This window comes from Nitrospina gracilis Nb-211 (assembly GCF_021845525.1).
Classification (GTDB): Bacteria; Nitrospinota; Nitrospinia; order Nitrospinales; family Nitrospinaceae; genus Nitrospina; species Nitrospina gracilis_A.
On the sequence record NZ_JAKJKD010000001.1, the window covers coordinates 969,851 to 995,591 of the forward strand.

The following is a 25,741-nucleotide window of genomic DNA, read 5'->3' on the forward strand; positions in this document are numbered from 1 at the left end:
CGCCGCTCCGTTTACAATCGTTGAACGCATTCGCGGAAGCGTTCTCCCCGGTCCGCGTAATCGCGGAACATGTCGAAGCTGGCGCACGCGGGCGAGAGCAGAACCACGTCGCCGGGCTCCGCGTGCCGAAAGGCGGCTTTCACGGCGGCATCCATGCTGTCGGCCGCCTCGTGATCGAACGATCCATTCAGCGCCGCTTCGATCTTCGGCCGGGCTTCGCCGATCAGAATCAAAAACTTCACCCGGCCCTGGAAAATTTCCTTGAGGGCGGAAAAGTCACCGCCCTTGTCCTTGCCGCCGATGATCAGGATCACCGGGCGGTCGAAACTGTTGAGCGATTTTTTCATCGCACCGATGTTGGTGCCTTTCGAATCGTTGATGAAATCGACGCCATTGACTGTGCGCACCCACTCCAGCCGGTGCGGCAGGCCCTCGAACTCGCGGAGGACGGGAGCCATTGCCGCCGGGTCCACCCCGGCGAGGTAAGCGGCGATCACGGCCGCCAGCACGTTTTCCATCTGCCGGGCCAGCGAGGGTTTCAGTTCGGCCATCTCGATCACCGGGATGGTGCTGCCGCCCCAGTGCAGGAAGGCGGTGTCTTCCTCCAGATAACCGCCGACCGCCAGCTCGTATTGCGTGCTGAACCACACCTTCTGCACTTTTTTGTCCTCGACCATTTTCTTCACGCACGGGTCGTCGGCGTTGACCACCATCCAGTCGTCTTCCGTCTGGCGGGCGGCGATGCGTTCCTTGAGCGCGGCGTAGGTTTCTATTGAGCCGTGCCGGTCCAGGTGATCCGGTGTCAGGTTGAGGATCACGCTGATGAAGGGATGAAACGTCTCGACGGCCTCCAGTTGGAAACTGCTGACCTCGATCACCATGTAATCTTTGGGTGGCGGATCGACCAGCGCCACGAACGGCACGCCGATGTTGCCGCCGACCTTGATGTCGTACCCCGCACCTTTCAACAGCGCGCCGATGAGCGAGGTGGTTGTCGTCTTGCCGTTGGTGCCGGTGACGGCGATGATCGGCGTCGTGCACAGGCGCGATGCCAGTTCCAGTTCGCTGATGATCTCCACGCCTCTTTGACGTGCCGGTGCGAGCGCGGGGTTGTGGATGTCCACGCCGGGACTGAGCACGATGAGGTCCACTGCCGCCTCTTCGGGAGCCGGCGTCTCAAACCGGGTTTCGATGCCGGGCTCGAGTTCCATCACCGCATCCACAAGCTGTTCGCGCGGTTTCTGGTCGCACACCGTCACCCTTGCGCCGCGCTGAACCAGAAAGTTGGCGGTAGCGACGCCGGTACGGGCGAGGCCGATGACGGCGATGTGTTTTCCCATTACGTCCATAAACGATTCATCTCAACTTCAGCGTGCTCAGACTGAGCATGGCCAGCACGACGGCGATGATCCAGAAGCGGACGATCACCTTCGGCTCCTCCCAGCCCATGTGTTCGAAGTGATGGTGCAGGGGCGCCATCTTGAAAAACCGCTTGCCCCCGGTGTACTTGAAATAAGCAACCTGGATGATGACCGACAGCGCCTCGATGACGAAGATGCCGCCGACCAGAATCAGCAGGAGTTCCTGCTTGGCGATCACCGCGACGGTGCCGAGAATCGCGCCCAGCGAAAGCGACCCGACGTCGCCCATGAACATCTGCGCCGGGTAGGCGTTGAACCAGAGGAAGCCGAGGCTCGCGCCGACGATGGCGGAGGTGAGCACGGCGATCTCTCCCGCTCCGCCGACGTACTGGATGTTCAGGTAACCTGCAAATTTGAAATGTCCGGTGATGTACACCAGCGCCGTGTAAGTGAGCGTGGCGATGATGATGGGGCCGATGGCGAGGCCGTCCAGGCCGTCGGTCAGGTTCACTGCGTTGGAGGTGCCGACGATGACGATGACGATCAAGACCACATACCAGCCGCCCAAGTCCGGCGTGAAATCCTTGAAGAAGGGCACGTACAGGTTGGTGGCGAAACCCATGCGGTTGGGATCGAAATACGTGCAGAACAGGCCCACCATCGTAGCCACGAGAATCTGCCAGAACAGTTTGGAACGTGCGGTTAGTCCCTTGCCTTTGCGCAGTTTCAGAAAATCGTCCACGAACCCGATGAGGCCGAAACCGACGGCGACGAAGATCAACAGCCAGACGTACATGTTGGTCAGGTTCGCCCACAGCAGGGTGGCGAGCAGGAAGGTGAAGATGACGAGCAGGCCACCCATCGTCGGCGTGCCGGATTTGGTGATGTGTGACTGCGGGCCGTCGGTGCGGATGGTCTCGCCGATCTCCAGTTTCTGCAGGGCGCGGATGACCATGGGGCCGAAGATCAGGCACAGCACGAGCGCGGTGATGCCGGCGTAGGCCGAGCGGAACGTGATGTAACGAAACACGTTGAGGATGGAATAGTCCGAGCTGAGCGGATAGAACAGGTGATAGAACATGATTCCCTTTTACCGGGCGGTGCCGGTGAACCTTTCGATCACGGTTTCCATTTGCGATCCACGGGACCCCTTGAACAGCAGGCAGTCCCCTTTGCGCGCGTGTTGTTTCAAAAATTGCGCGGCGTCGTCGTGCGTCTCGCCGCGGTGAATGTGTTTGGCATCCATGCCGCGCTCGACGGCGGCATCGGCGGCCAGCCCCGCCAGCGGTCCGACAGTGACGAGGTAATCGATATCGCTCTCCACCGTCCATCCACCGACCTGACGGTGCGCGGCGTCTTCCCGGTCTCCCAGCTCCAGCATGGCGCCGATCACCAGAAAGCGGCGCCCGGAGCAGGGCAGGGCGCTGAGCGTTTTGATGGCTTCCTGCATGGAGCGCGGGTTGGCGTTGTAGGTGTCGTTGAGGATCGTCATGCCGCCGTGTTCAAACACCTGGCCGCGTTGGTTGAGTCCCTGGGCCGCCTCGAGTCCGGGAGTCATGCGTTCCACCGCCATGCCGAGCGCCGCGCCCGCGGCCAGCGCCGCAAGAGCGTTCCTTACGTTGTGCATGCCGGAGAATGACAGGCGCACCGGTGCGGTGGCGTCGAACACCTTTGCCGTGAATTCGATTTGTGTCGTGTTGGCGGCGCGGATGTCGCGCGCCTGCACGTCGGCGGACGGATCGAGCCCGAAGGTGATGGCCCGCGCGCGCAAACCGTTCGCCAGCTCCAGCACCAGCGGGTCGTCGGCGTTGACGATGGCGGTGCCGTTTTCATCCAGAGCCTCGAACAGTTCGCCTTTTGCCGCCTGCACGTCTTTGATGGTTTTCAACTGCACCATGTGTGCTTCCGAGACGTTGGTGATGACGCCGATTTCGGGTTTGGCGATTTCCGCGAGGCGGCGGATCTCTCCCGCCGCGCTCATGCCCATTTCCAACACCGCCACTTCATGCTCACGTGTCAGGTTGAGAAGCGTGAGCGGCAGGCCGATGTGGTTGTTCAGGTTGCCCTGCGTCTTCAGCGTTTTGAATTGCGTGTTCGTGATGGCGGCGATCATTTCTTTCGTGGTCGATTTGCCGTTGGTGCCGGTGACGCCGATCACTCGTACGTTGTGCTGATTGCGGTGATGCGCCGCGAGATCCTGCAACGCTTTCAACGTGTCGGGCACGGCGACGGCGAACGGACCGCTCTGCATTTTGTCGAGGGGCAGGCGCGTCCGGTCGGAGACGATCACCCCCGCCGGTTTTTTGGCGATGGCGTCGTGCAGGAAATCGTGGCCGTCGAAGCGGTCGCCCCGGATGCAGACGAACAACTGGCCCGCCTTCAGCGTGCGTGAGTCGATCGACACGCCGGAGAAACGCGACGTCGCAGAACCCACCACCTTTTCTCCTTTCACAGCTTCGATCACGGTTTGCAAGTCACTATCCATTCACGTTGAACCTTTGTTGCAGTGCTTCGGCGGCCTCTTCGCGGTCGTCGAAGTGAATCTTTTCCTTGCCGAGTATCTGGTAATCCTCATGCCCTTTGCCCGCGATCAATACCAGGTCGCCCGATTGCGCCTTGTTGATGGCAAAGCGGATGGCGTCGCGCCGCTCCGGCAGAACCATGTAGCGTTCCTCGGCGTTCACGCTGTCGGGAATGCCTTCCAGAATCTGGTCGATGATCTTGTTCGGGTCTTCCGTGCGCGGATTGTCGGAGGTGACGACGGCGAAATCGGCCAGTTCCGTAGCGATCCGGCCCATGACGGGGCGCTTGGTATTGTCGCGGTCTCCGCCGCAGCCGAACACGACGATCACCTTGCGGGAGGAGATGGTGCGTGCCGCCTTGAGCGCGTTCAAAAGGGCGTCGTCGGTATGGGCGTAGTCCACCGCCACGGTGAAGTTCTGCCCCATATCCACTTTTTCGAACCGGCCCGGCACCCGCACCAGTTCACGCACGCCGCGCGCGATGGTGTCGAGAGCAATGCCCTGGATCAATCCCACCGCCGCCGCCGACAGAATGTTGTAGATGTTGTGGCGGCCAAGCAGGGTCGATTGGATTTCCGCGCTGCCGTAGGGCGTCTTCAAGGTGAAGCGCACGCCGTCGGGGTCGGTCTTCACGTTTTCAGCCGTAACGCTGGCGGACTGCTCGAGTCCGGTGGTCAGGGTCACTGATTCCAGTTCGGAAGCGATCTCGCGGCCGACGGCGTCGTCGATGTTGATCACCTGCTTGCCGACGGTGCAATCGAGGAACAGGCTTTTTTTGCTTTTCTTGTAATGGTCGAGCGTCTGGTGGTAATCGAGGTGGTCGCGCGAGAAGTTGGTGAACACGGCGACAGCGAATTTGAGTTCGCGCACGCGCTTGAGCGCAAGCGAATGCGACGACACCTCCATGACACAGCGCTGAACCCCCGCCGCCCACATCTCCGCCAGCATGCGGTTGATCTCCAGCGCTTCCGGCGTGGTCATCGGCGCCGGCCGCAGCGTGTCCGCGTAGCGGTAGTTGATGGACCCGATGACGCCGCTCGGTTCTTCGTTGGCTTTGTAAATGCTTTCCAACAGGTAGGTGAGGGTGGTTTTCCCGTTGGTGCCGGTGATTCCGGTGAGTTCCATGTGGTGCGATGGGTCACCGTGGAACCGCGCCGACACCCAGGCCAGTGCGTGACGCGCGTCCTTCACGTGAAGGCCGGTGGCGTTCTGCACACCGATGCCCTGTTCCATCATGTCTTCGACGCCGGATTCCGTGATGTAGGCCACCGCGCCTTTTTCCAAGGCGTCGGCGATGAACAGACTGCCGTCGTGGTGGTGCCCCGGCATGGCGACGAACAACGCGCCGGGTTCCACCTTGCGTGAGTCGTAGGCGATCGACACGATGTCGCGGTCGAGCGTGCCCACAAGGTTCTGCAGGGGAAATCCGTTGATCAATTTGGCCAGTTTCTGGTTCATCACAAAATACACTCCGCAGTGAGCGGATGACGATGCTTCATTGTTTGCCGTTTTGACGACGATCATGTCCGGTCCAGGACAAACACGCGCTCCCTGCTTGATGGAATGTGCAGGTAGCGCAGGGTTTTTTCAGCCAGACGCTGGAACACCGGCGCCGCCACCTCTCCGCCCCAGTACGATTTTTGCGGTTCATCGATCATCACCAGGATTACCAGCCGCGGCGCGTCCGCCGGCACGAAGCCGATGAACGACGCGAGATAGGCGGAGGTGGAATACGTGTGCGTTTCGGGATCGATCTTTTGCGCGGTGCCGGTTTTGCCCGCGACTTCAAACCCGGGAATGGCCGCCTGCTTGCCGGTGCCGTTCTTCACCACCTGCTTGAGCATGTCGATCATCTGCCTGCTGGTATGGCGGGTGAGCACGCGGCGGATGACCTGTCCTCCGAATTGCTCCACTGTCTCACCGTTTTTCAATACCGCGTGTGTGACGTGCGGTTTCATCAGCAGGCCGCCGTTGGCGATGGCGGCCATGGCGGCGGTCATTTGCAGGGGCGACACGGAGATCTCGTGGCCGAAAGAAATGGATGCGAGCGACAGGCCGGACCAGTCCGGCAGGTCGCGCACCATGCCCGGCGTCTCGCCGGGCAAATCCACGCCCAGCCGGGAGCCGAAGCCGAAGTTTCGGATGTACTCGTGAAAGCGTGCCTCGCCCAGTTTCTGCGCCACCTTGATGGCGCCGATGTTGCTCGACTTCGAGATGATGTTCTGCAGGGTCAGCCAGCCGAAACGGTGATTGGCGGCTTCGCCGATGTGAATGCCGCCGATTTCGTAGTTGCCGTTTTCACAGAAAAAGATGTCGTTCGGCCGCGCCACGCCTTCTTCCAACGCCGCGGCGACGACGATGGGCTTGAAGATCGATCCCGGTTCGTAGGCGTGCGTCACGGCGGGGTTGCCCCAGCGCTTGCGCGGAAAGGCGGCGAAGTTATTCGGATTGAAGCCGGGGTACGAGGCCAGTGCATGGATGCCGCCGTCGTTCGGGTCCATGACAATCACCAGACCGCGTTTGGCCTGGAACTCGCGTACCTGCTTTTCCAGTTCCTGCTCGGCGTAGAACTGAATGACCTCGTCGAGAGTGAGCACCAGGTCGCGGTTGCGGTGCGCGGCATCGTCGCCCAGACCGGTTTGCAGGTAACGGCCGCGCGCGTCTTTCTCCACCACCTTGCGGCGGAGCTTGCCTTTGAGCAGGGACTGTTGTTCGTGTTCGATTCCGGCCAGGCCCTGGTTGTCGAGGCCGACGAATCCCAGTGTGCTGGCGGCCAGTTGGCGGCGCGGGTAAAACCTCTGGCTCTCTTTGATGAAGCCGACACCCGGCAGGTCCAACTGGCGCAGGCGCGCGATCTCATCCAGCCGCGCTTTGCGCTTGATCCAGACGAAATGTTTTTTGGAATGCACTTTTTGCAAGACGGTTTCCGGTTCCAGGTTCAGCGAGCTGGCCAGAGTGCGGGCGGTTTCGGCGGGATTGAAGATCTCGCGGGGATCGATGTAAACGGACTCCACATCCACATTGGTGGCCAAAAGACTGCGGTTTTTATCAAAAATATGGCCCCGTCCGGTGGCGATTTCCACCGTCCGCAGGTACTGTTTCTGCGCCTGCGAAATGAGTTTGTCGTGCTGGAAGATCTGCAGGTGCGCCAGCCGTCCCGCCAGCGCCAGGCCGAAGGCGACGATCAAAACCGAGACCACGGCCATGCGCCCCTTCAGGGCGGAATACAGGGATTGCGGTGAGTTTTTCTTGATGCGGCGCATGGGCACGCCCTCACTTCACGAAGATCGTGACGATCTGTTCCGGCTGGGGGTCCTTCATGCCCAACCGGTTTTCGGCCAGGTACTGGACCCGGTCCAGGGACAGCAGGCTGTCCCGTTCCAACTGGAGGAGGGTGTGCTCGCGGAGCAGTTTGGTGTGGAGCTTCTGCTGGACCTGAAATTCATAGGCCAGCTTGACCATCTTTACGTTCGGCCAAACGTAAAAGAGCGCTCCCAGAAGAAACAAAAACAACCCCACCGTCACCAGGCGGAACTCCGCCGGGGACAGGGGGATCTGGGTCCGGGCCCATCTCAGCCAGGATTGTCGACTAGACATGGATGCGCTCCGCCGCTCTCAACTTCGCGCTGGAGGCCCGGGGATTGAGCTCCACTTCCCGGGCCGACGGTTTGACCACCCTCCGGGTCAGAACCTTGAGCCTGCTTTTGCGCCCGCACACGCACACCGGCGTCTTGGGCGGGCAAATACAGCCTTTTGCTTCGGTACGGAAAAAATCTTTGACGATTCGGTCTTCGAGAGAATGAAAGGAGATCACCACCATGCGCCCGCCGGGGGCGAGGCAGTCGAGGGCGTCCTCAAGCGCTTTCTGGACGTGGTCCAACTCACGGTTAACCGCAATGCGCAGGGCTTGGAAGGCTTTTGTGGCTGGGTGAATTCGGGGCTTACGCGACGGTTTCGCCGCGCTGGAGAGGATTTGGGATAGTTCGAAGGTTGTTTTGATGGGATGGGAGCCCTGCGCTTTGCGGATCAACCGTACGAGTTGCCTGGGCTTTTTTTCTTCTCCATACTTGCGAAAAATCTGTTCGAGCTCGAAATCGGAAAGCGATTCGAGCAGGTCGGCCGCCGTGGGTCCTTCCTGGCTGCGGTCCATGCGCATGTCCAGCGGTCCTTCGAAACGGAAGCTGAACCCCCGCTCGGCGACGTCCAATTGCCGGGAAGACACCCCGAGATCCAGCAGGATGCCGTCCATTTCCCGTTCGTTTTGCCGGGTCAGTATGCTTTTGACTTCGCTGAAGCTGCCGTGCACCAGAATGACCCTTTCCTTGTAGGCGGCCAGTCGTTGTCTGGCCCGTTCCAGGGCTTCGGTATCCCGGTCGATTCCCAGGACCCGCAATGTCGGCCCGGCGTCTAGCATTGCCTGCGTGTGCCCCCCGTCCCCCAGGGTGCCATCGACAATGAGCCTCTTGTTTTGGGGTTCTATATAATGAAGGACCTCCTCTAACAGAACTGGCGTGTGGTAATCCACCATGGCGGAATCGGCCCTCCACGATCCCCTCAAATCTCAAACCGGTCGGCGGACCAGATCTCGAACGTCTTGGACATGCCGACCAGGATCACTTCTTTTTTCAGCCCGGCGCGCTCGCGCTGGTGCTGGGGTATCAGGATTTTTCCGGACTTGACTTCACACTCGCTGGCCTGCGCGTAAATCTCGCGCATCTTGTTGCGGTCGTCGCCGTCCAACCCGGAGAGGTGGCTGAGCTTTTCCTCGTTGACCAGCCATTCCTTCTGAGGAAAGACAATGAGGTACTCGCGGTCCTTATTCCCCTCCTTGTCCGGCATTACGGCGACCACGAGGTTGTGGTTGTCGTACTGCTTGTCCAGAAGGCCCTTGAACTTCGCCGGAACGTTGAGACGCCCCTTTTCGTCCAGGTTGACCTGATATGTCCCTAAAAAACCAACCATTTCTACCCTGCCAAAGGTAATTCGGTTGCCCGCCATAATGTGACACTATGCGACACATTTAGACACTATGCTAGCACAACGTGACATTCTGTCAATAAAAAAAGAAAAAATCGGGCGGGGGCGTGAAAGGCCTGCCACGGGGCTTTGGCGGGGCTTTGGCAGGTGGATTTGGTTTTCTGCTTTGAGGGATTGAGGCAGGGAAAAACCGGATCTGGAATGGGGCCAGATTTAAGTGGAATCCGGGTGGCGGGTTGGGGGTACAATAGGGAAAAGCGTGTGGATTTTCCAGGCGGCATTCCCGGCCCGGAGGCGGGGGAAATTGCTTTGACAATATTTATTGGCCAGTGATACTATGGCTCCAATCGAAAAGGATTGGATTCATTCAGGTTAACCCTTTTATTTAAAGAGATTGCAGACCCATGCAACACCGAAAAATCAAGTTCATGGTAGGGGCCTGTCTGATTGTTGGCGCGATCGCCTATCTGATCACGACCAGCATCAGCAGCACCTCCAAATTCTTCGTGACGGTGGATGAGTTGACGGCGGGAATGGATACTTACCGGGGCGCCGGTTTGAAAGTAAAGGGAACCGTGGTCGAGGGCTCCATCACCCGCAACCCGGACAATTTCCTGGATGTGGCGTTTAAGATAGAGGAAAAGCAATCGATTTTGCCCGTCACCTACACCGGCATCACTCCGGATATGTTTGAGGATGGCCGGGAAGTGGTCATCGAGGGCACCATTGGCCGCGACGGGGTATTCCACGCCAACACTCTGTTGACCAGTTGCCCGTCGAAATACGAGGCCGAAAAGGAAGCGGGAAAATCCCACCCGGGCGACATCCCGATAGACGGGAAACAGAAACAGCCTGCTTTGGAAAGCCCGAAAATTCTGACCAAAAAGACCGCCATCTGATTCACCCGGGGCGGGATCGCCGGGGTGCGCCCGGTTTTCCCGGTGAGGGTGCGCTTGGCGTGATATTTGTTTTAAGGAACCGTAAAGCATGAATGAACTGGGTGAATTTGCATTGATGGTGGCGCTGGCCACCGCGCTGTACGGCGTCGTCGGGTATGTGATGGCGTTCCGCAACAATCGTGTCGATCTGTATATGAGTGCGGACAAGACGCCGCTCATCGTCTGGAGTTGTGTGGCGGTGGCTTCCGGTTCGTTGTGGTACGCGTTTCTCACCAACGACTTCAGCGTCGAATACGTGTGGGCTTATTCCAACCGCGAACTCGACGTCTTCTACAAATTCTCTTCGTTCTGGGGCGGGCAGAAAGGGTCGTTGTTGTTCTGGACGCTCATCCTGTCCACCTACATGCTGGTGGTGTACATCCAGAACCGCAGACAGAACGTCCGCCTGGTGCCGGTGGCGCTGGCGGTGATGATGGTCATCGCCATCTTCTTTCTGGGTCTGCTCAATTTCAGCACCAATCCTTTCGAACGCATTCCGCTTCCGCCGGAAGACGGACGCGGCCTGAACCCGCTGTTGCAAAACTACTGGATGGTGATCCACCCGCCGACCTTGTACCTCGGTTACGTCGGCTTCACCGTGCCCTTCGCATTCGCCACGGCGGCCCTGCTCACCAAGAACCTTGATGACGGCTGGATTCGCATGACGCGCAAATGGACGCTGGTGTCGTGGTTCTTCCTGTGCATGGGCAACCTGTTCGGCGCGCAGTGGGCGTACGTGGAGCTGGGCTGGGGCGGTTACTGGGCGTGGGACCCGGTGGAAAACGCGGCGTTCATGCCTCTGCTCATCGCCACCGCCTTTCTGCATTCGGTGATGATTCAGGAAAAGAAAGACATGATGAAGGTGTGGAACATGTCGCTCATCCTGCTCACCTTCGTGATGACCATCTTCGGCACGTTCATCACGCGGAGCGGGCTCATTCAGTCGGTGCATACGTTTGATGAAGCGACCCTCGGTTACTACTTCCTCGCGTTCCTGGGCGTCATCATCACATTCTCCACCATTCTTATTGCCAAGCGCCTGCCGATGCTCAAGAGCAAGAACGAACTCGATTCGTTCCTGTCGCGCGAGAGCAGTTTCCTGTTCAACAACCTGGTGCTTTTGGGCATCACGTTCGCCACGTTCTGGGGCACCATCTTCCCGATCATCTCGGAAGCGTTCCGCGGCGTGAAAATCACCGTCGGCCCTCCGTTCTACAACCAGGTCAACGTGCCCATCGGGCTCATCCTGCTCGCTTTGATCGGCATCGGCCCGGTCATCGCCTGGCGCAAGGCGACATGGTCGAACCTCAAAAAGAATTTCGCCAAGCCGGTCATGATCGCGCTGGCAGGGGGCGCGGTCCTGTTTCCCTTCGTGCCGCTCACTGATAAAGCGGAAATTTATTCGTACATCACCTTCGTCCTCTGCATTTTCGTGATGGCGTCGATCATCACCGAGTTTATCAAAGGTTCGGTGGCGCGCCACGCGGCGCATGAGGAGACGTATCCGGCGGCGTTGTCGCAGTTGGTGTGGAAGAACAAGCGGCGTTACGGCGGCTACATCGTGCACATCGGCGTGGTTCTCCTGTTCGCGGGCATCGCGGGGTCTCAGGCATACGACACGGAGTTCCAGAAACACTTGCAGGTCGGCGAATCCTTCAAGCTCCGCAACTACGACATCACCTACGAGCGGTTGATGGTGAAGGAACAGACCTCGGTGAAGACCCGCGTCATCGCGCAGCTGGGCATCTCGGAAAACGGACGCCGTATATGGACCGGCAACCCGGAAAAGGAATTTTATAAGGGACAGAAACAGCCTGTCTCGGAGGTGGACCTGCGCTCCACGTGGAAAGAGGACCTGTATCTGATCCTCGCCGACTTCAACCCCGACAACAGTTCAGCGACCATCAAGGTGCACATCAACCCGATGGTGAGCTGGATGTGGACCGGCGCGTGGATCATCGCCTTCGGCACCTCCATCTGCATGTGGCCGGACCGGCTGGAGTCACGCCGCCGCCTGGAACGCCTGAAGCGCCAGGAAGCCATCTTCGTCCCGGCGCAGGAGTGAATATCATGCGTACCCGAATCCTGATTGCCGTTTCATTCTGCTTCTGGGCTTTTTCAGCGCTCCCGGTTTTCGCCGCGACGCAGTTGGAGAACCTTGAGAATGCGCTCATGTGCACCTGCGACGACAAGTGTGGCAAGGTGCTCATCAACTGCAGTTGCGATCACTCTGAAAAAATGCGCGGCGAGTTGACCAAACAATTGGAATCGGGGCTGACCGTCAAACAGATCATCCAGACTTATGTGGACAAGCACGGCGAGACGGTGCTTTCCGCGCCGACCAAGTCCGGCTTCAACCTCACCGCGTGGATCACGCCGTTTGTGGCGCTGGTGATAGGCGGATTCGGCGTGCGCAAGGTCATCGTCGTCTGGACGCGCAAATCCACCGGTAAGCCCGGGGAGGAAACCGCCCCCGCACAGGATGCCGCTACCAGCGAAGTGACGCAGAAGAAAGCTGGGGACCAGCCGTACCAGAGCCGGTTGAAAGACGAACTGGATCGGTTGGAAACCTGAGCCTATGACCGGTGTCCATATCCTCCAGTTCATTGTTGTCGTTGCTATTCTGATTGCCGTCGGCATTCCTCTGTTTTCCAAGCTCAGCGGCAAAAAACTGTATTCTCCTCTCGATCCCGCCGGTGAAGAATACAAGCACCTGCTCGTGCGCAAGGAAGAAGTGTTGCTGGGCATCAAGGAACTCGAATTCGACCTGAAGACCGACAAGATCTCGCAGGCCGATCACGATGCGCTCCTCGCCAAGCTGGAAGAGGAAGCGCTCCAGATATTGAAACGCACCGACGAACTGGAAGAGCAGTTCAAAGCCAAAAAGAAAAATAAGCCCAAACAGTCCAAGCAGGTGGATGCGGCCTGAAAGGACAAAACCGGCGCCTGCATCCCGGCGCGTCCCACCATCGAATAATCGCCAGCCATGTCCGAACCCACCGTTGCCCCGTCGCAGGACCCCGCCATCCAGGTGCGGGGATTGCGGAAAAGTTTCGGCCACATTGAGGCGGTCCGAGGCATCGAGTTCGATCTCAATCGTGGCGAGTTCCTGACGGTGTTCGGGCCCAACGGTGCGGGCAAGACCACGCTCATCCGCATGCTGTCATCGTTGACGCGCCCCACCAGCGGCCAGGCGACGGTGGCGGGGTACGACGTGACGGCGAACGATCCCGCCATGCGGCGCGAGATCGGCGTCATCTCGCACGCCAGTTTCCTGTATGCGGACCTCTCCGCGTTCGAGAACGTGCAGTTCTACGCGAAGATGTACGGCGTGGACAATCCGGCGGACCGGGCAAAGCAAGTGATTGATGAGGTCGGTCTGCTTCCGCGCATGCACGACCGCGTGCGCACGTTTTCACGCGGCATGTTGCAGAGGCTGTCCATCGCCCGCGCCATCGTGCACGATCCGTCGATCCTGTTTCTCGACGAACCGTACACCGGGCTGGACCAGCACGCCTCCTTGAAGTTGCGCGAGCAGTTGGAGACCCTGCATACCCAGCACCGCACGGTGTTGATGACGACGCACGATTTCGCGCGGGGACTGGAGATGTGCGACCGTGTGGCCATTCAGGCGCGCGGCCGGTTTGTCCTGCACGAACCGGTGGCGAACATCGACAAGAACTGTTTTGAGACCCTGTACCTGGAACAGGTCGCTAAGGCGGGGTGACGGCGTTCCGCGAAGCGGCATTGGCGGCGGCGTGGCGGTTGAGGCATAATGAACCGCGGATCATACAAACAAGATGAACGGATACTTTCAACAGATCGGCGCCATCGCCGCCAAGGATTTCAGCACCGAGTTCAAGACGCGGGAGCTGTTCAGCTCCATGTTCGTCTTCGGTCTGCTGGTGATCCTGATCTTCATCTTTTCCGTCGATCTGAGTCTGGTCAACGCCAACGCCGTGGGACCGGGCGTGTTGTGGGTCGCCATCCTGTTTGCGGGCACGTTGGGACTCAACCGCTCGTTCACGCTGGAAAAAGAGAACGGTTGTTTGCAGGGACTCATTCTGACGCCGGTGGACCGCTCGGCGATTTACTTCGGCAAGATGGTGAGCAACCTCGTGTTCCTTCTGGTCATGGAAGCCTTCCTGCTTCCGGTGTTCATGGTGTTCTTCAACATCGACCTGGTGTCGCACCTGGGGCCGCTTTTGGTGGTGCTGTTTTTGGGTACGCTGGGGTTCAGTGCACTGGGCACGCTGTTGTCGTCGCTGTCGTCGAATTTGAAAACGCGCGAAATCATGCTTCCGATTCTGCTGTACCCGCTCATGGTGCCCATCGCCATCGGCTCCGTACGCATGACCAGCCAGATTCTGATGGGCAAGACGCTGGCGGACAACCTCAACTGGCTGGGCCTGACCCTGTGTTTTGACGTGATTTACATCGGTGTGTCCATCATGACCATCGATTACATTTTTGAGGAGTGAAGGAATGAACAACCTGGGATTTCTGTTCGCCGCCAACCTGTTCGTGTGGGGCGGCATACTCGTTTACGTGTTCACCCTCATGAAGCGCAACCGCTCATTGAAAGCGGACCTGGACCTCTTGAACGAAACCCTCAACAAGGACAAACGGCATGACTGAGCCCGCAAACGACACGCCCGCGAACGGCGGCGGCAACGGCTTCGTTTTGCTGGTGCTCACCATCAGTGCGGTGATGGCGATGCTCATTGCCATTTATATTTACGTGCCCACCGAGCGTACCGAGGGCGTGGTCCAGCGCATCATGTACTACCACATTCCGTCTGCGTGGATCGCATTCTTCGCTTTCTTCGTGGTGTTTTTGTGCAGTATCCTGTTTCTATGGAAAGGCGACCGGGAATGGGACATCTACGCGCATGCCTCGGCGGAAGTGGGCGTGCTGTTCTGCTCGCTCGTGCTCATCACCGGGCCCATCTGGGCCAAGCCCATCTGGGGCACGTGGTGGGTGTGGGACGCGCGGCTGACCTCCACGCTCGTGCTGTGGCTGATCTACGTCGCCTACCTGATGCTCCGCGTGCAGACCGATGCCGGATCGACCCGCGCCAAGTACGCGGCGGTGGTGGGCATCGTCGGGTTTCTCGACATTCCGCTGATCCATTTTTCGGTGCTGTGGTGGCGCACATTCCATCCCAAACCGAAAATGATCACGCCGGAAGGCTTCGGCGCGGGCATGGACACGCCCATGATCATCACGCTGATGATCGCGCTCGGCGCGTTCACCCTGCTTTATTTTCTGCTCATGTCCCAACGCGTTTCCATCGAACGGATGAAAGATGAAGTCGATCGGCTCAAAAAAGAGAGACTTTACTCTCATTAAAAAGTACGCCGCGATCTACATCGTGTTGTTCGCCGGCGCGCTGATGGCGTTCGTCAGTCATTATTACGAAACGCCGGTGACGCCGGAAGAGGTGCAGGTGGCCTCGGTATACACGCAGGAACGTTCCGCGGTGGGATACATGGCGCCGGGCTTCACGGTGCGCAACCTGGATGGCAACCGTGTCAGCCTCGCCGACTTTCGGGACCAGGTGGTGATCCTCAACCTGTGGGCGACGTGGTGTGGCCCGTGCCGGATTGAGATGCCGGGATTCGAAAACCTGTACCGGCGTTTTCGGTCGGAAGGGCTGACGGTTCTCGCAGTGAGCCTGGACAAGGACAACGATCAAAAGGTGCGCGACTTCGTGGAAGAGTACGGGCTGTCGTTCCCGGTGTTGCTGGACGCGCAACAGAAAGTGGAGAGTAGCTACAACACCTTCACCATTCCCACCACTTACGTTATCGATCGCACGGGGCGCATCGTGGCTGTGGTGGACGGCGCCAAGAACTGGGAGGCGCAGGAAACCTTCGACGCCCTCGAGATCCTGCTCAAACCATCCTGAAACCTCCGGGACCGCGGTCCCATCCATCGTGATTCCGTGATATGGAAGTGCATTCCGAAATCCTCTCCGCCAACGAACTGTTCTACGAAGCGTTCAACAAGCAGAACCTGGATGCGATGAAATCGTTGTGGCAGGACGACGGCTCGTGCATCTGCATCCATCCCGGCTGGCCGGTTTTACGCGGGTTCGATTCCATCATCCAAAGCTGGAAAGACATTTTCGACAACACGGACCACATGGAAATCCGCCTGAGCGATGTGAGCGTGGTGGTGTCCGCGGACATGGCCTGGGTGAGTTGCCAGGAGAACCTGTTCTCCATCCACATGGCGGGGGTGCAGACCTCGCACGTGCACACCACCAACCTGTTCCGCCAGGTCAACGGCACGTGGAAGATGATTTTGCATCATGCCGCGTCGGTGCCGTCGCCTTCTTCCACCAGCGAAGACGAACGCTGACACGTTCCATCCGTCCGCCATCAACTCCGTAGATGGCACGCCACCCAATGGCCGGGCGCGACTTCTTTCAACTCCGGCACCTCGGTCTCGCACTGTTTTTCCTTGATCGGACAGCGCGGATGAAAGGCGCATCCGGCTGGCGGATTCGACGCGCTCGGCGCATCGCCTGCCACGACTTTCCTTTCGCGGGGACGAACCGCATCCATTTTCGGAATCGCATCGAGCAGGGCCTCGGTGTACGGGTGTCTGGGCGAGGCGTACAGCGTTTCGCTCGACGCCATCTCGACAATCTTTCCCAGGTACATCACCGCCACCCGGTCGCAGAACATTTCCACCACCCCCATGTCGTGCGAAATGAACAGGTAAGATAATCCCATCTCGTCCTGCAACGCCTGCAGGAGGTTCAATATCTGCGCTTTCACCGACACATCGAGCGCCGACACCGCTTCGTCCGCCACGATGAGGCATGGACGGAGCGCCACCGCGCGGGCGATGCCGATACGCTGGCGCTGGCCGCCGCTGAACGCGTGCGGGTAGCGTTTCGCATCGTCCGGCGACAGCCCCACTTTGCGCAACAGCTCCGCCACGCGGTCGCGGTGTTCGGGTTTGGCGCCGCCGTTGTGAATGCGGAACGGCTCTTCCAGAATACGGCCGACGGTCATGCGCGGGTTGAGCGAGGCGTACGGGTCCTGAAAGATCACCTGCATGTTCCGCCGCAATGGCACCATCTCCGTGTGCGAATGGTGCGTGATATCCTGCCCGTCGAACACAATGCGCCCGGCGGTGGGGTCGATCAGCCTCAAGACGGCGCGGCCGGTGGTCGATTTGCCGCATCCGCTTTCGCCCACCAGTCCCAGTGTGCTGTTGACCGGAATGAAAAACGAAACGCCGTCCACCGCGCGCACCCCGCCGGGAAATGTTTTTTTCAAACCTTCCACCACGAGGAGCGATTTGCCGTTTTCCGGAATTGTGGATTCGTTCATAGTTCAGTCGTTGGGATACCAGCAGGCCACTTGCCGGTTGAGTTCGATACTTTCGAGAACCGGTTTTTCGATTTCACATTTTTTCTGCGCCGAAGGACAGCGCGGATGAAACGGACAACCGGAGGGCAGGGCGCCCAGTGAAGGCACACTGCCTTTCATCTCATGAAACCGTTTGCGCTCCGCCTTCGCGCCGGGGCGGGGAATGGATTGAATCAATCCCCGTGTGTATGGGTGACGCGGTTTTGAAAACAGTTCGTGCACCGGGCCGCTTTCCACGATTTCCCCCGCGTACATGATGAGTACCCGGTGAGCGATATTGGCGACGAGACCGAGGTCGTGCGTGATCAACAGCACGGACATGTTCCGCTCCTGCTGAATGCGTTGCAAAAATTCCAGAATCTGCGCCTGCACCAAAACGTCCAACGCCGTGGTCGGCTCGTCGGCGATGAGGATGGCGGGATCGCACGCCAGCGCCATGGCGATCATGGCACGTTGCCGCTGGCCGCCGCTCAGTTCATGCGGATAACTTTTCGATCGCGTCTGCGGAGAAGGAATTTCCACCTGCCTGAGGAGGTCGATGCTTTTTTCCCGCACTTCTCTGGCGCTGAGGTTGCGGTGAGCACGCAGGGTTTCGGCGATCTGTTCTCCTATGGTGAGCACGGGATTGAGCGACGTCATCGGTTCCTGGAATACCATGCCGATGTCGTTGCCGCGCACGGTGCGCAATGCGTCCTCGTCCAGGGCCAGCAGGTCGCGGCCTCGAAATAGAACGCGTCCCGACGCAATGCGTCCCGGTGGTTCCGGTACCAGGCGTAGAAGAGACAGGGCACTCACGGTTTTGCCACTTCCCGATTCGCCCACCACGGCCAGCGATTCGCCCGCGTTCAGATGATAGCTGATGCCGTTGACGGCGGTGACCTCTTTGCCGTTGACGGAGAAGGTCACTGTCAGGTTCTGGATTTCCAGTTCCGGCGCGGATGCGGTCATGAATTGGAGGTGGATGGAAGGAGAGTGTCTGGTGGGCGGATCATGGCATCATTCCCCTTCCCGCAGGGATTTCCGCCAGCCCGCCGCCCGGGCTTCGGCTTCACTGCAGAACCAGCGCTCGCCGCGCGAGGCGTCGATGAAAGTTTTTTCGTACCATTCGGACTCCGGCAGGTGATAGATTTTTTCCTGCCGGTCGTTGATGTTGCCTTTGATGTCGCACACGCGGGTGGGAGGCGACTGTTCGCTACCGCCGATCCATTTCCCGGTAACCGCAAGCACCAGCACCACGGTCATGGTGAGCAGAATCAACTTGCCCCGCTTGCGCGGTTGCGGTTGCGCGGCAGCCGGCGCGGGGTCCAATGCTTCCTCTTCCGGACTCTGGTGAAAGATGGGAAGCTGGATGATCTTTTCACCCAGTGCGCGCAGGGCTTTCTGCTGTTCCTTCATACTGGCGCGCGACTTGGGGTCGTCCATCAGTTGGTTGTGAAACTCGCGAATCAGGTCGCACAACATTTCCTTCACGCCCGGGTCACCGTGTTGCATGATCTGCTCGAGTTTTTGTTGCAGTTCGCGGTTGCGGTCGTTCGAGTCGTTCATAGTCCCCTGTAATTGGAATACTCACCCATAACCAATTCTAATTCCTGATGCCGAATTTGCAAACCGGTAAAACGGGTGCCCCTTCCGGCTATTGAATGGGTCTGCGATTTTGGATATGCTTGACCCTTTTGCGACTTCTTCAAACGGAATTGAATATGGTGATCTACAGCTGGAACGTCAATGGCATCCGCGCCGTGGCCAAAAAGGGGTTTGGCGACTGGATGGCGTCCGCCTCCCCCGCGCCGGATGTGGTGTGTCTGCAGGAAACAAAAGCACACCCGGAGCAGGTGCCGCCGGAGGTGGCGTACCCCGAAGGCTACGAGGCCTACTGGTGCCCGGCCACGCGCAAAGGATACAGCGGGGTGGCTGTGTTTTCCAAAGTCAAGCCCGGCAAGGTGCATTACGGCATGGGCATCGATCGTTTCGATTTGGAAGGGCGTTACCTGCGCCTGGAGTTTCCGAAGTTCGACCTGCTCAATATTTATTTCCCGAATGGCACCAGCGGCGACGAACGGTTGCAGTTCAAGATGGAATACTACGACGCGTTTCTGGAGCATTGCGAGACGCTCCGTAAAAAGGAAAAGAAAAAACTGGTGATCTGCGGCGACGTCAACACCGCGCACAAGGAGATCGACCTGAAAAATGCAAAGCAGAACGAGAAGAATTCCGGATTTTTGCCGATGGAGCGCGAGTGGATCGACAAGTTCATCGAGCATGGGTACGTGGACACGTTCCGCGAGTTCTGCAAGGAACCCGACCAGTACACCTGGTGGACGTATCGGGCGAATGCGCGGGCGCGAAACATCGGGTGGCGTATCGATTATTTCTTCGTCACCCGCGATCTGTTGAGGAAGGTCAAAAGCTCCTTTATCACGCCGGAAGTCATGGGTTCCGATCATTGCCCCATCGGACTCGAAATCGTTTGAGGCGAAATCCCACTGCACCTGTGATATTCTGACGGTGACAGAAATTGGACCTCCACCGGGCCCCGGCGGCCCGTTTTTATTAGAAAGGATCATTCATGAGTTTTGAAGTGGATTGCTCCTATCACGGTTTCAGGCTGAAAAAACAGGAAAAGCTGAAGGAATTGAACTCCCTTGCGCTTTTCTTTGAGCACGAGAAAACCGGAGCCGAACTGCTGGTGATGGAGAACGACGATGACAACAAGGTGTTCAGCGCCACTTTCCGCACGCCACCTTTCAACGACACCGGCGTGGCGCATATTCTGGAACACAGCGTGCTGTGCGGCTCCAAGAAATTCCCGGTCAAGGAACCGTTCGTCGAACTCATGAAGGGAAGCCTTCAGACGTTTCTGAACGCGATGACCTTTCCCGATAAAACCATGTATCCGGTGGCCAGCAGAAACCGTAAGGATTTTTTCAACCTGATGACGGTATACCTCGATGCGGTGTTTTATCCCAAAATCACCGAGGATATTTTCAAACAGGAAGGCTGGCATTACGAGCTGGATGCTCCGGACGGCGACATCACTTACAAGGGGGTGGTGTACAACGAGATGAAGGGCGTGTTCTCCAATCCCGAAAGCGTACTCGACCGGCACCTGGCGCACTCGTTGTTTCCGAAAACGCCTTACGGGCATGAGTCCGGCGGCGATCCCCTGCGTATTCCGCAGTTGACGTATGACGAGTTCAAGGAATTTCATCGTAAATACTACCACCCGACGAACAGCCGCCTTTTCATTTACGGCGACGGCGATACCAACGAATACCTCAAATACCTGAACGAGGAGTACCTGATCCATTTCGACCGGCTGGAGGTGGACTCGCATATCGAACTACAACGCCGGTTCAGCAAGCCCAAATGGAAGGATGTGCCGTACGCCGTTTCCAAAAGCGAGTCCGTGGTAAAGAAAACCTATGTCGTGGCGGGCATGAAACTGGGGAAGTCCACGGATTACGAACACTGCCTGGCTATGGAAATCCTGAGCTACATCCTGCTCGGCACCTCCGCCGCGCCGCTTCGCAAGGCTCTGCTTCAATCCAACCTGGGGACGGAGGTCATCGGCGGCGGTTTCGATGACAACCGTGCGGAGACGCTGTTCGCTGTCGGCATGAAGGGTGCGGAGCGTGAGGACGCGCAGAAGATCCTCGATCTTATTTTCAGCACGCTCAAGGACCTGGCGGAAAACGGCATCGACGAAAACCAGGTGAAGGCCTCGGTCAACACCATCGACTTCAAACTGCGCGAGGCGAATTTCGGCGGCTTTCCGAAAGGCATTGTGTACAACATACAGGCTTTGGGATCGTGGCTGTACGACGCTGACCCAATGGGGCATTTGAAGTACGAAAAGCTGATGAAGAAGATCAAAAAGAAAATGAACGAGGGTTATTTCGAGGCGCTCATCAAAAAACACCTGCTCGACAACAATCACCGCAGTGTGTTGGTGCTGTACCCGAAACCGGGGCTCGGCGATAGACAGGACGCGAAAGTGAGGAAGGCCCTGCGCGAAATGAAATCCAGCCTCTCTGACAAGGACATCGAAAAACTGATCGCGGAAACCAAGGCCCTGCAGGAAATGCAGATGGCGCCGGACACGCCGGAGGCGCTGGCGACTCTGCCACGCCTGCATTTGAACGACGTCGAGAAAAGGGTGCCGAAGTTTCCCTGTGAGGTGAAGCGGAAAGACAAGCCAACGGTTCTGCTCCACGACCTGTTCACCAATGACATCGCCTACACGCAGATCTGTTTCGGCACCAACGCGGTGCCGCAGGAACAGATTCAGTACCTGGGTTTGCTGGGACGCCTGATCCTGGGCATGGGCACGAAGAAACGCGACTACGTGGAGATGTCGCAACAGATCGGCATCCACACCGGAGGCATTGCGCCCTCGCATTATTCTTCCGTCACCTTCAACGACCGCAGCCGCCTGCTCTCGTACCTCAACTTCAGCGGCACCGTGCTGATGGAAAAACTCGATGCGCTGTTCGATCTGTACGCGGAGCTGTTCACCGAGCGCGACTTCAGCAATACCGACCGGCTGGTGGAGATCATCCGCAGTGCCAAGGCGAACATGGAGACGTCGATCGTGCCTCATGGCAACCAGTATGTGTTGTCTCGCCTGCAGGCGTATCATTCGCGGCTGGGCCGGTACGACGAATGGACCGATGGCCTCACCTACTTCCGGTTTTTGGAAGACCTGTACAGGCGCGTGGAGAAAGACCCGGCAGCGGTGGCGGACGAGTTCCGGCAGGTGGCGGACAAAGTGATCCACCGCGGCAACATGCTGGTCAACATCACCTCTCCGGCCAAGGATTTTTCAAGGATCGACAAGCGGGTGAAGCACCTGACGGAAATTCTGCCGGAGGCAACGCATCCGAGCGTGGATTACAAATTCGAAGCCCCCGCGCCGAACGAAGGGTTCATGACCACCAGCACCGTGCAGTATGTTGGCAAGGGCGCGAACCTGTACCAGTTGGGTTACAAATACTCCGGCAAGTTCGAGGTGGTGAAAGCCTTGTTGCGCACGGCGTTTCTGTGGGACCGCATCCGCGTGCAGGGTGGGGCGTACGGAAGCATGATCAACTTCGACCTGTACACGGGCGACTTGGGATTGGTTTCCTACCGCGACCCGAACCTGGGCGAAACGCTGGACGTGTACGACGAGATCGGCGATTTCCTCGCCAACCTCGATCTCCCCGGCGAGGAACTGGAAAAAATCATCATCGGGTGCATCGGCAAGATGGACCCGCCGCTCACCCCGGACCGCAAGGGTTCCATTTCCCGCGCGGAATACCTGACCGGCATGACGCAGGAGTTCAAGGAGCGGCGGCTGGACGAAGTGATGTCCACGACGCTGGACGACGTGCGCGGTTACGCCGATCTGTTCCACGCGGTGAAGGAAAAGGGTTCCGTGTGCGTGCTCGGCAACGCCGCGCGCATCAAAAAAGACGCGTCGCGGTTCGACCACCTGGTGGACGTGTTCAAATGAGCGCCGCTCCGTCCTTCAGGTGAGGGAGCGGGCTGTTTCGAACGCGCGTTCCATGTCCGGCAGTTGGCCGAGGTCCGGCACCACTTCCATGTAGCGGATGATGCCGTTCTTGTCCAGTACCAGCACGGCGCGGGCCAGCAGGCGGTTCTCGCCGATCAGCAGGCCGCTGGCCTTGCCGAAGGTGGCCTCACGGTAATCCGACAGAAACAGGATGTTGTGGATCTTGGCCTCGCGGGCGAAGCGCTGTTGCGCGAACGGCAGGTCGCGGCTGATGGTCACGAGCCGCGCCGTTTCATCCAGCCCCTTGTTTTCCTCGCTCAGAATGTGCGTCTGCTTCTCGCACACCCGGGTGTCGATCGACGGCACGATGCTGACGATCGTCACCTTGCCCTTGAAGCCGTCTTTCAGACTCACCATGTTGAGGCCCGCATCGGGCAGTTGCACGTCCGGCAGGGGTTCATTGACTTGCAACGGCTCGCCCATCAACGTCAGCGGCTTGCCGCCCATGGTGACGTGAAATCCGGTCCGCGCGGAAAGGGTGGTGGCCAGGAGGGCCGTGGTGAAGACAGAAGCCAAAATCAAAGCGATGGATTTTTTCATGATGAATGCCTCGCTGTGGTTGGAATGAATATTGAGGTTCCGGGTTTGAAATTGGGATGCCCGGGTGCCCGGTGGAGATTCGCTTCCACTCCTAAAATGTGACGATGGTTGCTCCGTCGCCGCCTTCGTGGCGCTCGCCAGGAGCGAAGTCCTTGCCGATGCCACTCGTCGCCAGGTAGTCGCGGACCATCGTTTTGATCTTGCCCATGCCGTGGCCGTGAATCACCGTCACCTTGGGCAGTTTGTTGACCACCGCCTGGCTCAGGAACAACTCCAGCGCTTCCTGTGCTTCCTCCACGCGCATGCCGCGCAAATCCAGCGTGCCGCGCGGATGCGACTGCGACTCGGTTTGGATTTTCACGGTTTCGGTTTTTTTGTTTTTCGCGGCGGCGGGTGTGCCGCGGATGTGGCCTTTCAGCCGCTTGGTTTCCACCACCGTAACGAGGTTGCCCAGGCGCACGCGCACGCGGTCTTTCTGTTCCGGGCTTTCGAGGAGCACGCCGCAGGCGTTGTAGTCCTCGACCAGAATTTCATCGCCCTCTTTCAACTGGTCCGGCGGCACGTCCCATCCATTGCGATCGGGACCGGTCTGCGACAGCGGCGTGTGACCGAGTTGCCGCAGTTGTTTTTCCGTCTTGCGCAGTTTCGGCAGATCACGGCTTTTCCGGACACCGTCGATCAGGTGGCGGATCTCCCGCTTCGCTTCGTGCACGTAATTCTGGATGCGCTTCGCCTTGGTTCGGGTGTAGTCCTTTTCCTGCGCACGCAGGGCGTCGGTCAACCGCTGTTGTTCGCGTTTCAGGGTGTCGATGGTTTCCCGGTCGCGGGCGATGCGTTCCTTTTCGTTTTCAAGGTCGAGTTTCTGCCGGTTGAGGTCCTGCAGGAGTGCTTCCGCGCGGCGGTCTTTTTCCGCGTAAATTCTGCGGGCGTGTTCGATGGTTTTTAGCGGCAGGCCGAGCCGTTGCGCCGTTTCCAGCGCCGCGCTGTCGCCCGGTACGCCGAAAACGAGGCGATAGGTCGGCGCCATCTTATCGAGATCGAACTCCATGCAGGCGTTCAGAAACCCTTCCTGCGTCTGCGCCAGCGTCTTGAGTGCGAGGAAGTGCGTGGACACCATCGTCGTGAAATTGCGCGCCTTCATCTCCAGCAGGATCGCTTCCGCCAAGGCCGCGCCTTCCTGCGGATCGGTGGCGATGCCCAACTCGTCGAGGAGGATCAACGCGCCCGACGCCGCCCGTTCCAGAATGTGGATGATTTTTTTGATGTGGCCGGAGAAGGTGGACAGGCTGAGCTCGATGTTCTGTTCGTCGCCGATGTCGGCGTACACTTCCGGGAAAAAGCGCATCTCGGAGCGCGGGCCGACGGGCAAAAACAGGCCGCACCGCGCCATCAACGCCATCAGACCCACGGTCTTGAGCGTCACGGTTTTGCCGCCGGTGTTGGGTCCGGAAATAATGACGATGCGCGTGTCCGGGTTCCACGTGATGTCGTTGGCCACCACCCGCGTGCCATTCAACACCAGTTCCGGGTTGCGTGCGCGATGCAGGGTGAGGGGGCCATTTTCATGAAACGCGTAGGGGTGCGCGTCCATGTGCCGGGCGAGGCGGGCGCGGGCGTGGATGCCGTCCAGCGCCACCAACTGCTGTTGATTGCACATCAACGCGTCAGCGTGTTCCCTGATCTGCAGCGCCAGCGATTCCAGCACGCGCTGGCGTTCGCGTTGCACCGCAAGGCGCGCGAGCTTCACCTGGTTGTTGAGCGCCACCGCCTGCGTCGGTTCCATGAACACCGTCTGGCCGCTGGCGGAGGTGTCGTGCACGATGCCCTCCAGCCGACCTTTTGCATCCGCGCGCACCGGCAGAACCAGCCGGCCATCGCGCTCGGTATAATACGAGTCCTGCAAAATGTCCTTGTAGGAGCCGGACATCAGCCTGCTCATCGTCGATTCCAGGTTGTCGCGGGCGCGCGCCGCATCGCGCACGGCTTGCTTCAACTCCGGCGAGGCGTCGTCTTTGATCTCGCCGTCGTCGTCGATGCACCGCTCGATCTCACGGATGAGTTCCGGCACCGGCTCCAGTTGGGATGCGTAGGGCGCAAGGTGCGGTACCGATTCGCGTTTGCCGAGATAACGTTTGAGATCCCGCACCAGACGCAGGGATTCCGCAATGTGCAGGCAGTCGTCCGCCTCCACCAGCAAACGCTCGCGTACGGAAATGAGAGCGGGATCGAGATCGGAGAAGGCACGAAGCGGAAGCGATTCCACCTCGTCGAACAGCGCCACCATCTCCGCGGTTTCGTTGAGGCGCGTTCGCGCGGTTTCGAAATCGTTCGCGGGCGATTCGGTTTCGAGCAAAGAGCGCGTGAGGGAGGACATCGCCTGCCCGGCGAGCGCCCGCTGAATCCAACTCCAGCCCAGCAGGGCCATTGACTGGTTCAGCATGATATCAGGCGGTGGGGCGT

At 59.0% G+C, this 25,741-nt stretch carries 25 protein-coding genes; 12 read left to right on the plus strand and 13 right to left on the minus strand.

The window, feature by feature from the left end; genetic code table 11:
* Positions 1-11 precede the first annotated feature (11 nt).
* The 8 genes from murD to J2S31_RS04585 all read right to left on the minus strand — a co-directional run bounded on the left by murD (position 12) and on the right by J2S31_RS04585 (position 8,845).
* Positions 12-1,349 (minus strand): UDP-N-acetylmuramoyl-L-alanine--D-glutamate ligase, encoded by a 1,338-nt coding sequence (murD, locus tag J2S31_RS04550; RefSeq protein ID WP_237097878.1) that lies wholly within the window; start codon positions 1,347-1,349, stop codon positions 12-14.
* 7 nt (positions 1,350-1,356) lie between these two features.
* Positions 1,357-2,442, minus strand: a complete 1,086-nt coding sequence (gene mraY, locus J2S31_RS04555; RefSeq protein WP_237097879.1) for a phospho-N-acetylmuramoyl-pentapeptide-transferase — start codon at positions 2,440-2,442, stop codon at positions 1,357-1,359.
* A gap of 9 nt (positions 2,443-2,451) precedes the next feature.
* Positions 2,452-3,846, minus strand: a complete 1,395-nt coding sequence (locus J2S31_RS04560; RefSeq protein ID WP_237097880.1) for a UDP-N-acetylmuramoyl-tripeptide--D-alanyl-D-alanine ligase — start codon at positions 3,844-3,846, stop codon at positions 2,452-2,454.
* Complete coding sequence (locus tag J2S31_RS04565; protein ID WP_237097881.1) at positions 3,839-5,341, minus strand: UDP-N-acetylmuramoyl-L-alanyl-D-glutamate--2,6-diaminopimelate ligase; 1,503 nt, start codon at positions 5,339-5,341, stop codon at positions 3,839-3,841. The genes J2S31_RS04560 and J2S31_RS04565 overlap by 8 nt, the downstream gene beginning before the upstream one ends.
* A 62-nt stretch (positions 5,342-5,403) precedes the next feature.
* Positions 5,404-7,146, minus strand: coding sequence for a peptidoglycan D,D-transpeptidase FtsI family protein (locus J2S31_RS04570; protein ID WP_237097882.1), 1,743 nt, complete (start codon positions 7,144-7,146; stop codon positions 5,404-5,406).
* A gap of 10 nt (positions 7,147-7,156) precedes the next feature.
* Positions 7,157-7,480 (minus strand): cell division protein FtsL, encoded by a 324-nt coding sequence (locus tag J2S31_RS04575; protein ID WP_237097883.1) that lies wholly within the window; start codon positions 7,478-7,480, stop codon positions 7,157-7,159.
* Entirely contained in the window at positions 7,473-8,411 is a 939-nt protein-coding gene (gene rsmH, locus J2S31_RS04580) for a 16S rRNA (cytosine(1402)-N(4))-methyltransferase RsmH (RefSeq protein ID WP_237097884.1), read from the minus strand. The genes J2S31_RS04575 and rsmH overlap by 8 nt, the downstream gene beginning before the upstream one ends.
* Before the next feature lie 26 nt (positions 8,412-8,437).
* The gene (locus J2S31_RS04585; protein WP_237097885.1) at positions 8,438-8,845 is read right to left on the minus strand and encodes a division/cell wall cluster transcriptional repressor MraZ; all 408 of its coding nucleotides are present in this window, start codon (positions 8,843-8,845) and stop codon (positions 8,438-8,440) included.
* A gap of 419 nt (positions 8,846-9,264) precedes the next feature.
* Between J2S31_RS04585 and J2S31_RS04590 the strand changes: the two genes are divergently transcribed.
* The 10 genes from J2S31_RS04590 (at position 9,265) to J2S31_RS04635 (ending at position 16,165) form a co-directional block, all read left to right on the plus strand.
* On the plus strand, positions 9,265-9,759 hold the full coding sequence (locus tag J2S31_RS04590; protein WP_237097886.1) for a cytochrome c maturation protein CcmE: 495 nt from the start codon (positions 9,265-9,267) through the stop codon (positions 9,757-9,759).
* 88 nt (positions 9,760-9,847) lie between these two features.
* Positions 9,848-11,863, plus strand: coding sequence for a heme lyase CcmF/NrfE family subunit (locus tag J2S31_RS04595; protein ID WP_237097887.1), 2,016 nt, complete (start codon positions 9,848-9,850; stop codon positions 11,861-11,863).
* Between the two features lie 5 nt (positions 11,864-11,868).
* Positions 11,869-12,372, plus strand: coding sequence for a cytochrome c-type biogenesis protein (locus J2S31_RS04600; protein WP_237097888.1), 504 nt, complete (start codon positions 11,869-11,871; stop codon positions 12,370-12,372).
* A gap of 4 nt (positions 12,373-12,376) precedes the next feature.
* The gene (locus tag J2S31_RS04605; protein ID WP_237097889.1) at positions 12,377-12,727 is read left to right on the plus strand and encodes a hypothetical protein; all 351 of its coding nucleotides are present in this window, start codon (positions 12,377-12,379) and stop codon (positions 12,725-12,727) included.
* A gap of 57 nt (positions 12,728-12,784) precedes the next feature.
* Positions 12,785-13,525: an ABC transporter ATP-binding protein gene (locus tag J2S31_RS04610; protein WP_237097890.1), complete on the plus strand. Its 741-nt coding sequence runs from the start codon at positions 12,785-12,787 to the stop codon at positions 13,523-13,525.
* 73 nt (positions 13,526-13,598) lie between these two features.
* Positions 13,599-14,279, plus strand: a complete 681-nt coding sequence (locus tag J2S31_RS04615; RefSeq protein WP_237097891.1) for a heme exporter protein CcmB — start codon at positions 13,599-13,601, stop codon at positions 14,277-14,279.
* A gap of 4 nt (positions 14,280-14,283) precedes the next feature.
* Positions 14,284-14,436, plus strand: a complete 153-nt coding sequence (locus J2S31_RS04620; protein ID WP_237097892.1) for a CcmD family protein — start codon at positions 14,284-14,286, stop codon at positions 14,434-14,436.
* Positions 14,429-15,151 carry a cytochrome c biogenesis protein CcsA gene (gene ccsA, locus J2S31_RS04625; protein ID WP_237097893.1) on the plus strand — a complete coding sequence of 241 codons (723 nt, stop codon included), beginning with the start codon at positions 14,429-14,431 and terminating at the stop codon, positions 15,149-15,151. The genes J2S31_RS04620 and ccsA overlap by 8 nt, the downstream gene beginning before the upstream one ends.
* The gene (locus J2S31_RS04630) at positions 15,108-15,710 is read left to right on the plus strand and encodes a peroxiredoxin family protein (protein WP_237097894.1); all 603 of its coding nucleotides are present in this window, start codon (positions 15,108-15,110) and stop codon (positions 15,708-15,710) included. The genes ccsA and J2S31_RS04630 overlap by 44 nt, the downstream gene beginning before the upstream one ends.
* Before the next feature lie 41 nt (positions 15,711-15,751).
* Positions 15,752-16,165: a nuclear transport factor 2 family protein gene (locus J2S31_RS04635; RefSeq protein WP_237097895.1), complete on the plus strand. Its 414-nt coding sequence runs from the start codon at positions 15,752-15,754 to the stop codon at positions 16,163-16,165.
* Positions 16,166-16,185: 20 nt separating this feature from the next.
* Here the strand turns inward: J2S31_RS04635 and J2S31_RS04640 are convergent, their stop codons facing one another.
* Genes J2S31_RS04640 through J2S31_RS04650 form a run of 3 tightly spaced genes read right to left on the minus strand, consistent with a single transcriptional unit; the run spans position 16,186 to position 18,732 of the window.
* A complete protein-coding gene (locus tag J2S31_RS04640) occupies positions 16,186-17,148 on the minus strand; it encodes an ABC transporter ATP-binding protein (protein ID WP_237097896.1) in 963 nt (320 codons plus the stop codon).
* Between the two features lie 3 nt (positions 17,149-17,151).
* Complete coding sequence (locus J2S31_RS04645) at positions 17,152-18,135, minus strand: ABC transporter ATP-binding protein (RefSeq protein ID WP_237097897.1); 984 nt, start codon at positions 18,133-18,135, stop codon at positions 17,152-17,154.
* Between the two features lie 48 nt (positions 18,136-18,183).
* Positions 18,184-18,732, minus strand: a complete 549-nt coding sequence (locus tag J2S31_RS04650; RefSeq protein ID WP_237097898.1) for a sunset domain-containing protein — start codon at positions 18,730-18,732, stop codon at positions 18,184-18,186.
* A gap of 155 nt (positions 18,733-18,887) precedes the next feature.
* On the opposite strand from J2S31_RS04650, the gene J2S31_RS04655 reads away from it, so the two are divergent.
* Positions 18,888-19,658: an exodeoxyribonuclease III gene (locus tag J2S31_RS04655; RefSeq protein ID WP_237097899.1), complete on the plus strand. Its 771-nt coding sequence runs from the start codon at positions 18,888-18,890 to the stop codon at positions 19,656-19,658.
* Positions 19,659-19,753: 95 nt separating this feature from the next.
* Entirely contained in the window at positions 19,754-22,681 is a 2,928-nt protein-coding gene (locus J2S31_RS04660; RefSeq protein ID WP_237097900.1) for an insulinase family protein, read from the plus strand.
* A gap of 15 nt (positions 22,682-22,696) precedes the next feature.
* Here the strand turns inward: J2S31_RS04660 and tpx are convergent, their stop codons facing one another.
* Both tpx and J2S31_RS04670 read right to left on the minus strand, forming a co-directional pair.
* Positions 22,697-23,281, minus strand: a complete 585-nt coding sequence (gene tpx, locus J2S31_RS04665; protein WP_237097901.1) for a thiol peroxidase — start codon at positions 23,279-23,281, stop codon at positions 22,697-22,699.
* Positions 23,282-23,372: 91 nt separating this feature from the next.
* Positions 23,373-25,721, minus strand: coding sequence for an endonuclease MutS2 (locus tag J2S31_RS04670; RefSeq protein ID WP_237097902.1), 2,349 nt, complete (start codon positions 25,719-25,721; stop codon positions 23,373-23,375).
* Positions 25,722-25,741 lie beyond the last annotated feature (20 nt).

Coding starts and splice junctions, on each gene's coding strand:
- murD (WP_237097878.1), bottom strand. CDS start 1,349: ATGGACGTAATGGGAAAACACATCGCCGTCATCGGCCTCGCCCGTACC.
- mraY (WP_237097879.1), bottom strand. CDS start 2,442: ATGTTCTATCACCTGTTCTATCCGCTCAGCTCGGACTATTCCATCCTC.
- J2S31_RS04560 (WP_237097880.1), bottom strand. CDS start 3,846: ATGGATAGTGACTTGCAAACCGTGATCGAAGCTGTGAAAGGAGAAAAG.
- J2S31_RS04565 (WP_237097881.1), bottom strand. CDS start 5,341: ATGAACCAGAAACTGGCCAAATTGATCAACGGATTTCCCCTGCAGAAC.
- J2S31_RS04570 (WP_237097882.1), bottom strand. CDS start 7,146: ATGCGCCGCATCAAGAAAAACTCACCGCAATCCCTGTATTCCGCCCTG.
- J2S31_RS04575 (WP_237097883.1), bottom strand. CDS start 7,480: ATGTCTAGTCGACAATCCTGGCTGAGATGGGCCCGGACCCAGATCCCC.
- rsmH (WP_237097884.1), bottom strand. CDS start 8,411: ATGGTGGATTACCACACGCCAGTTCTGTTAGAGGAGGTCCTTCATTAT.
- J2S31_RS04585 (WP_237097885.1), bottom strand. CDS start 8,845: ATGGTTGGTTTTTTAGGGACATATCAGGTCAACCTGGACGAAAAGGGG.
- J2S31_RS04590 (WP_237097886.1), top strand. CDS start 9,265: ATGCAACACCGAAAAATCAAGTTCATGGTAGGGGCCTGTCTGATTGTT.
- J2S31_RS04595 (WP_237097887.1), top strand. CDS start 9,848: ATGAATGAACTGGGTGAATTTGCATTGATGGTGGCGCTGGCCACCGCG.
- J2S31_RS04600 (WP_237097888.1), top strand. CDS start 11,869: ATGCGTACCCGAATCCTGATTGCCGTTTCATTCTGCTTCTGGGCTTTT.
- J2S31_RS04605 (WP_237097889.1), top strand. CDS start 12,377: ATGACCGGTGTCCATATCCTCCAGTTCATTGTTGTCGTTGCTATTCTG.
- J2S31_RS04610 (WP_237097890.1), top strand. CDS start 12,785: ATGTCCGAACCCACCGTTGCCCCGTCGCAGGACCCCGCCATCCAGGTG.
- J2S31_RS04615 (WP_237097891.1), top strand. CDS start 13,599: ATGAACGGATACTTTCAACAGATCGGCGCCATCGCCGCCAAGGATTTC.
- J2S31_RS04620 (WP_237097892.1), top strand. CDS start 14,284: ATGAACAACCTGGGATTTCTGTTCGCCGCCAACCTGTTCGTGTGGGGC.
- ccsA (WP_237097893.1), top strand. CDS start 14,429: ATGACTGAGCCCGCAAACGACACGCCCGCGAACGGCGGCGGCAACGGC.
- J2S31_RS04630 (WP_237097894.1), top strand. CDS start 15,108: ATGAAGTCGATCGGCTCAAAAAAGAGAGACTTTACTCTCATTAAAAAG.
- J2S31_RS04635 (WP_237097895.1), top strand. CDS start 15,752: ATGGAAGTGCATTCCGAAATCCTCTCCGCCAACGAACTGTTCTACGAA.
- J2S31_RS04640 (WP_237097896.1), bottom strand. CDS start 17,148: ATGAACGAATCCACAATTCCGGAAAACGGCAAATCGCTCCTCGTGGTG.
- J2S31_RS04645 (WP_237097897.1), bottom strand. CDS start 18,135: ATGACCGCATCCGCGCCGGAACTGGAAATCCAGAACCTGACAGTGACC.
- J2S31_RS04650 (WP_237097898.1), bottom strand. CDS start 18,732: ATGAACGACTCGAACGACCGCAACCGCGAACTGCAACAAAAACTCGAG.
- J2S31_RS04655 (WP_237097899.1), top strand. CDS start 18,888: ATGGTGATCTACAGCTGGAACGTCAATGGCATCCGCGCCGTGGCCAAA.
- J2S31_RS04660 (WP_237097900.1), top strand. CDS start 19,754: ATGAGTTTTGAAGTGGATTGCTCCTATCACGGTTTCAGGCTGAAAAAA.
- tpx (WP_237097901.1), bottom strand. CDS start 23,281: ATGAAAAAATCCATCGCTTTGATTTTGGCTTCTGTCTTCACCACGGCC.
- J2S31_RS04670 (WP_237097902.1), bottom strand. CDS start 25,721: ATGCTGAACCAGTCAATGGCCCTGCTGGGCTGGAGTTGGATTCAGCGG.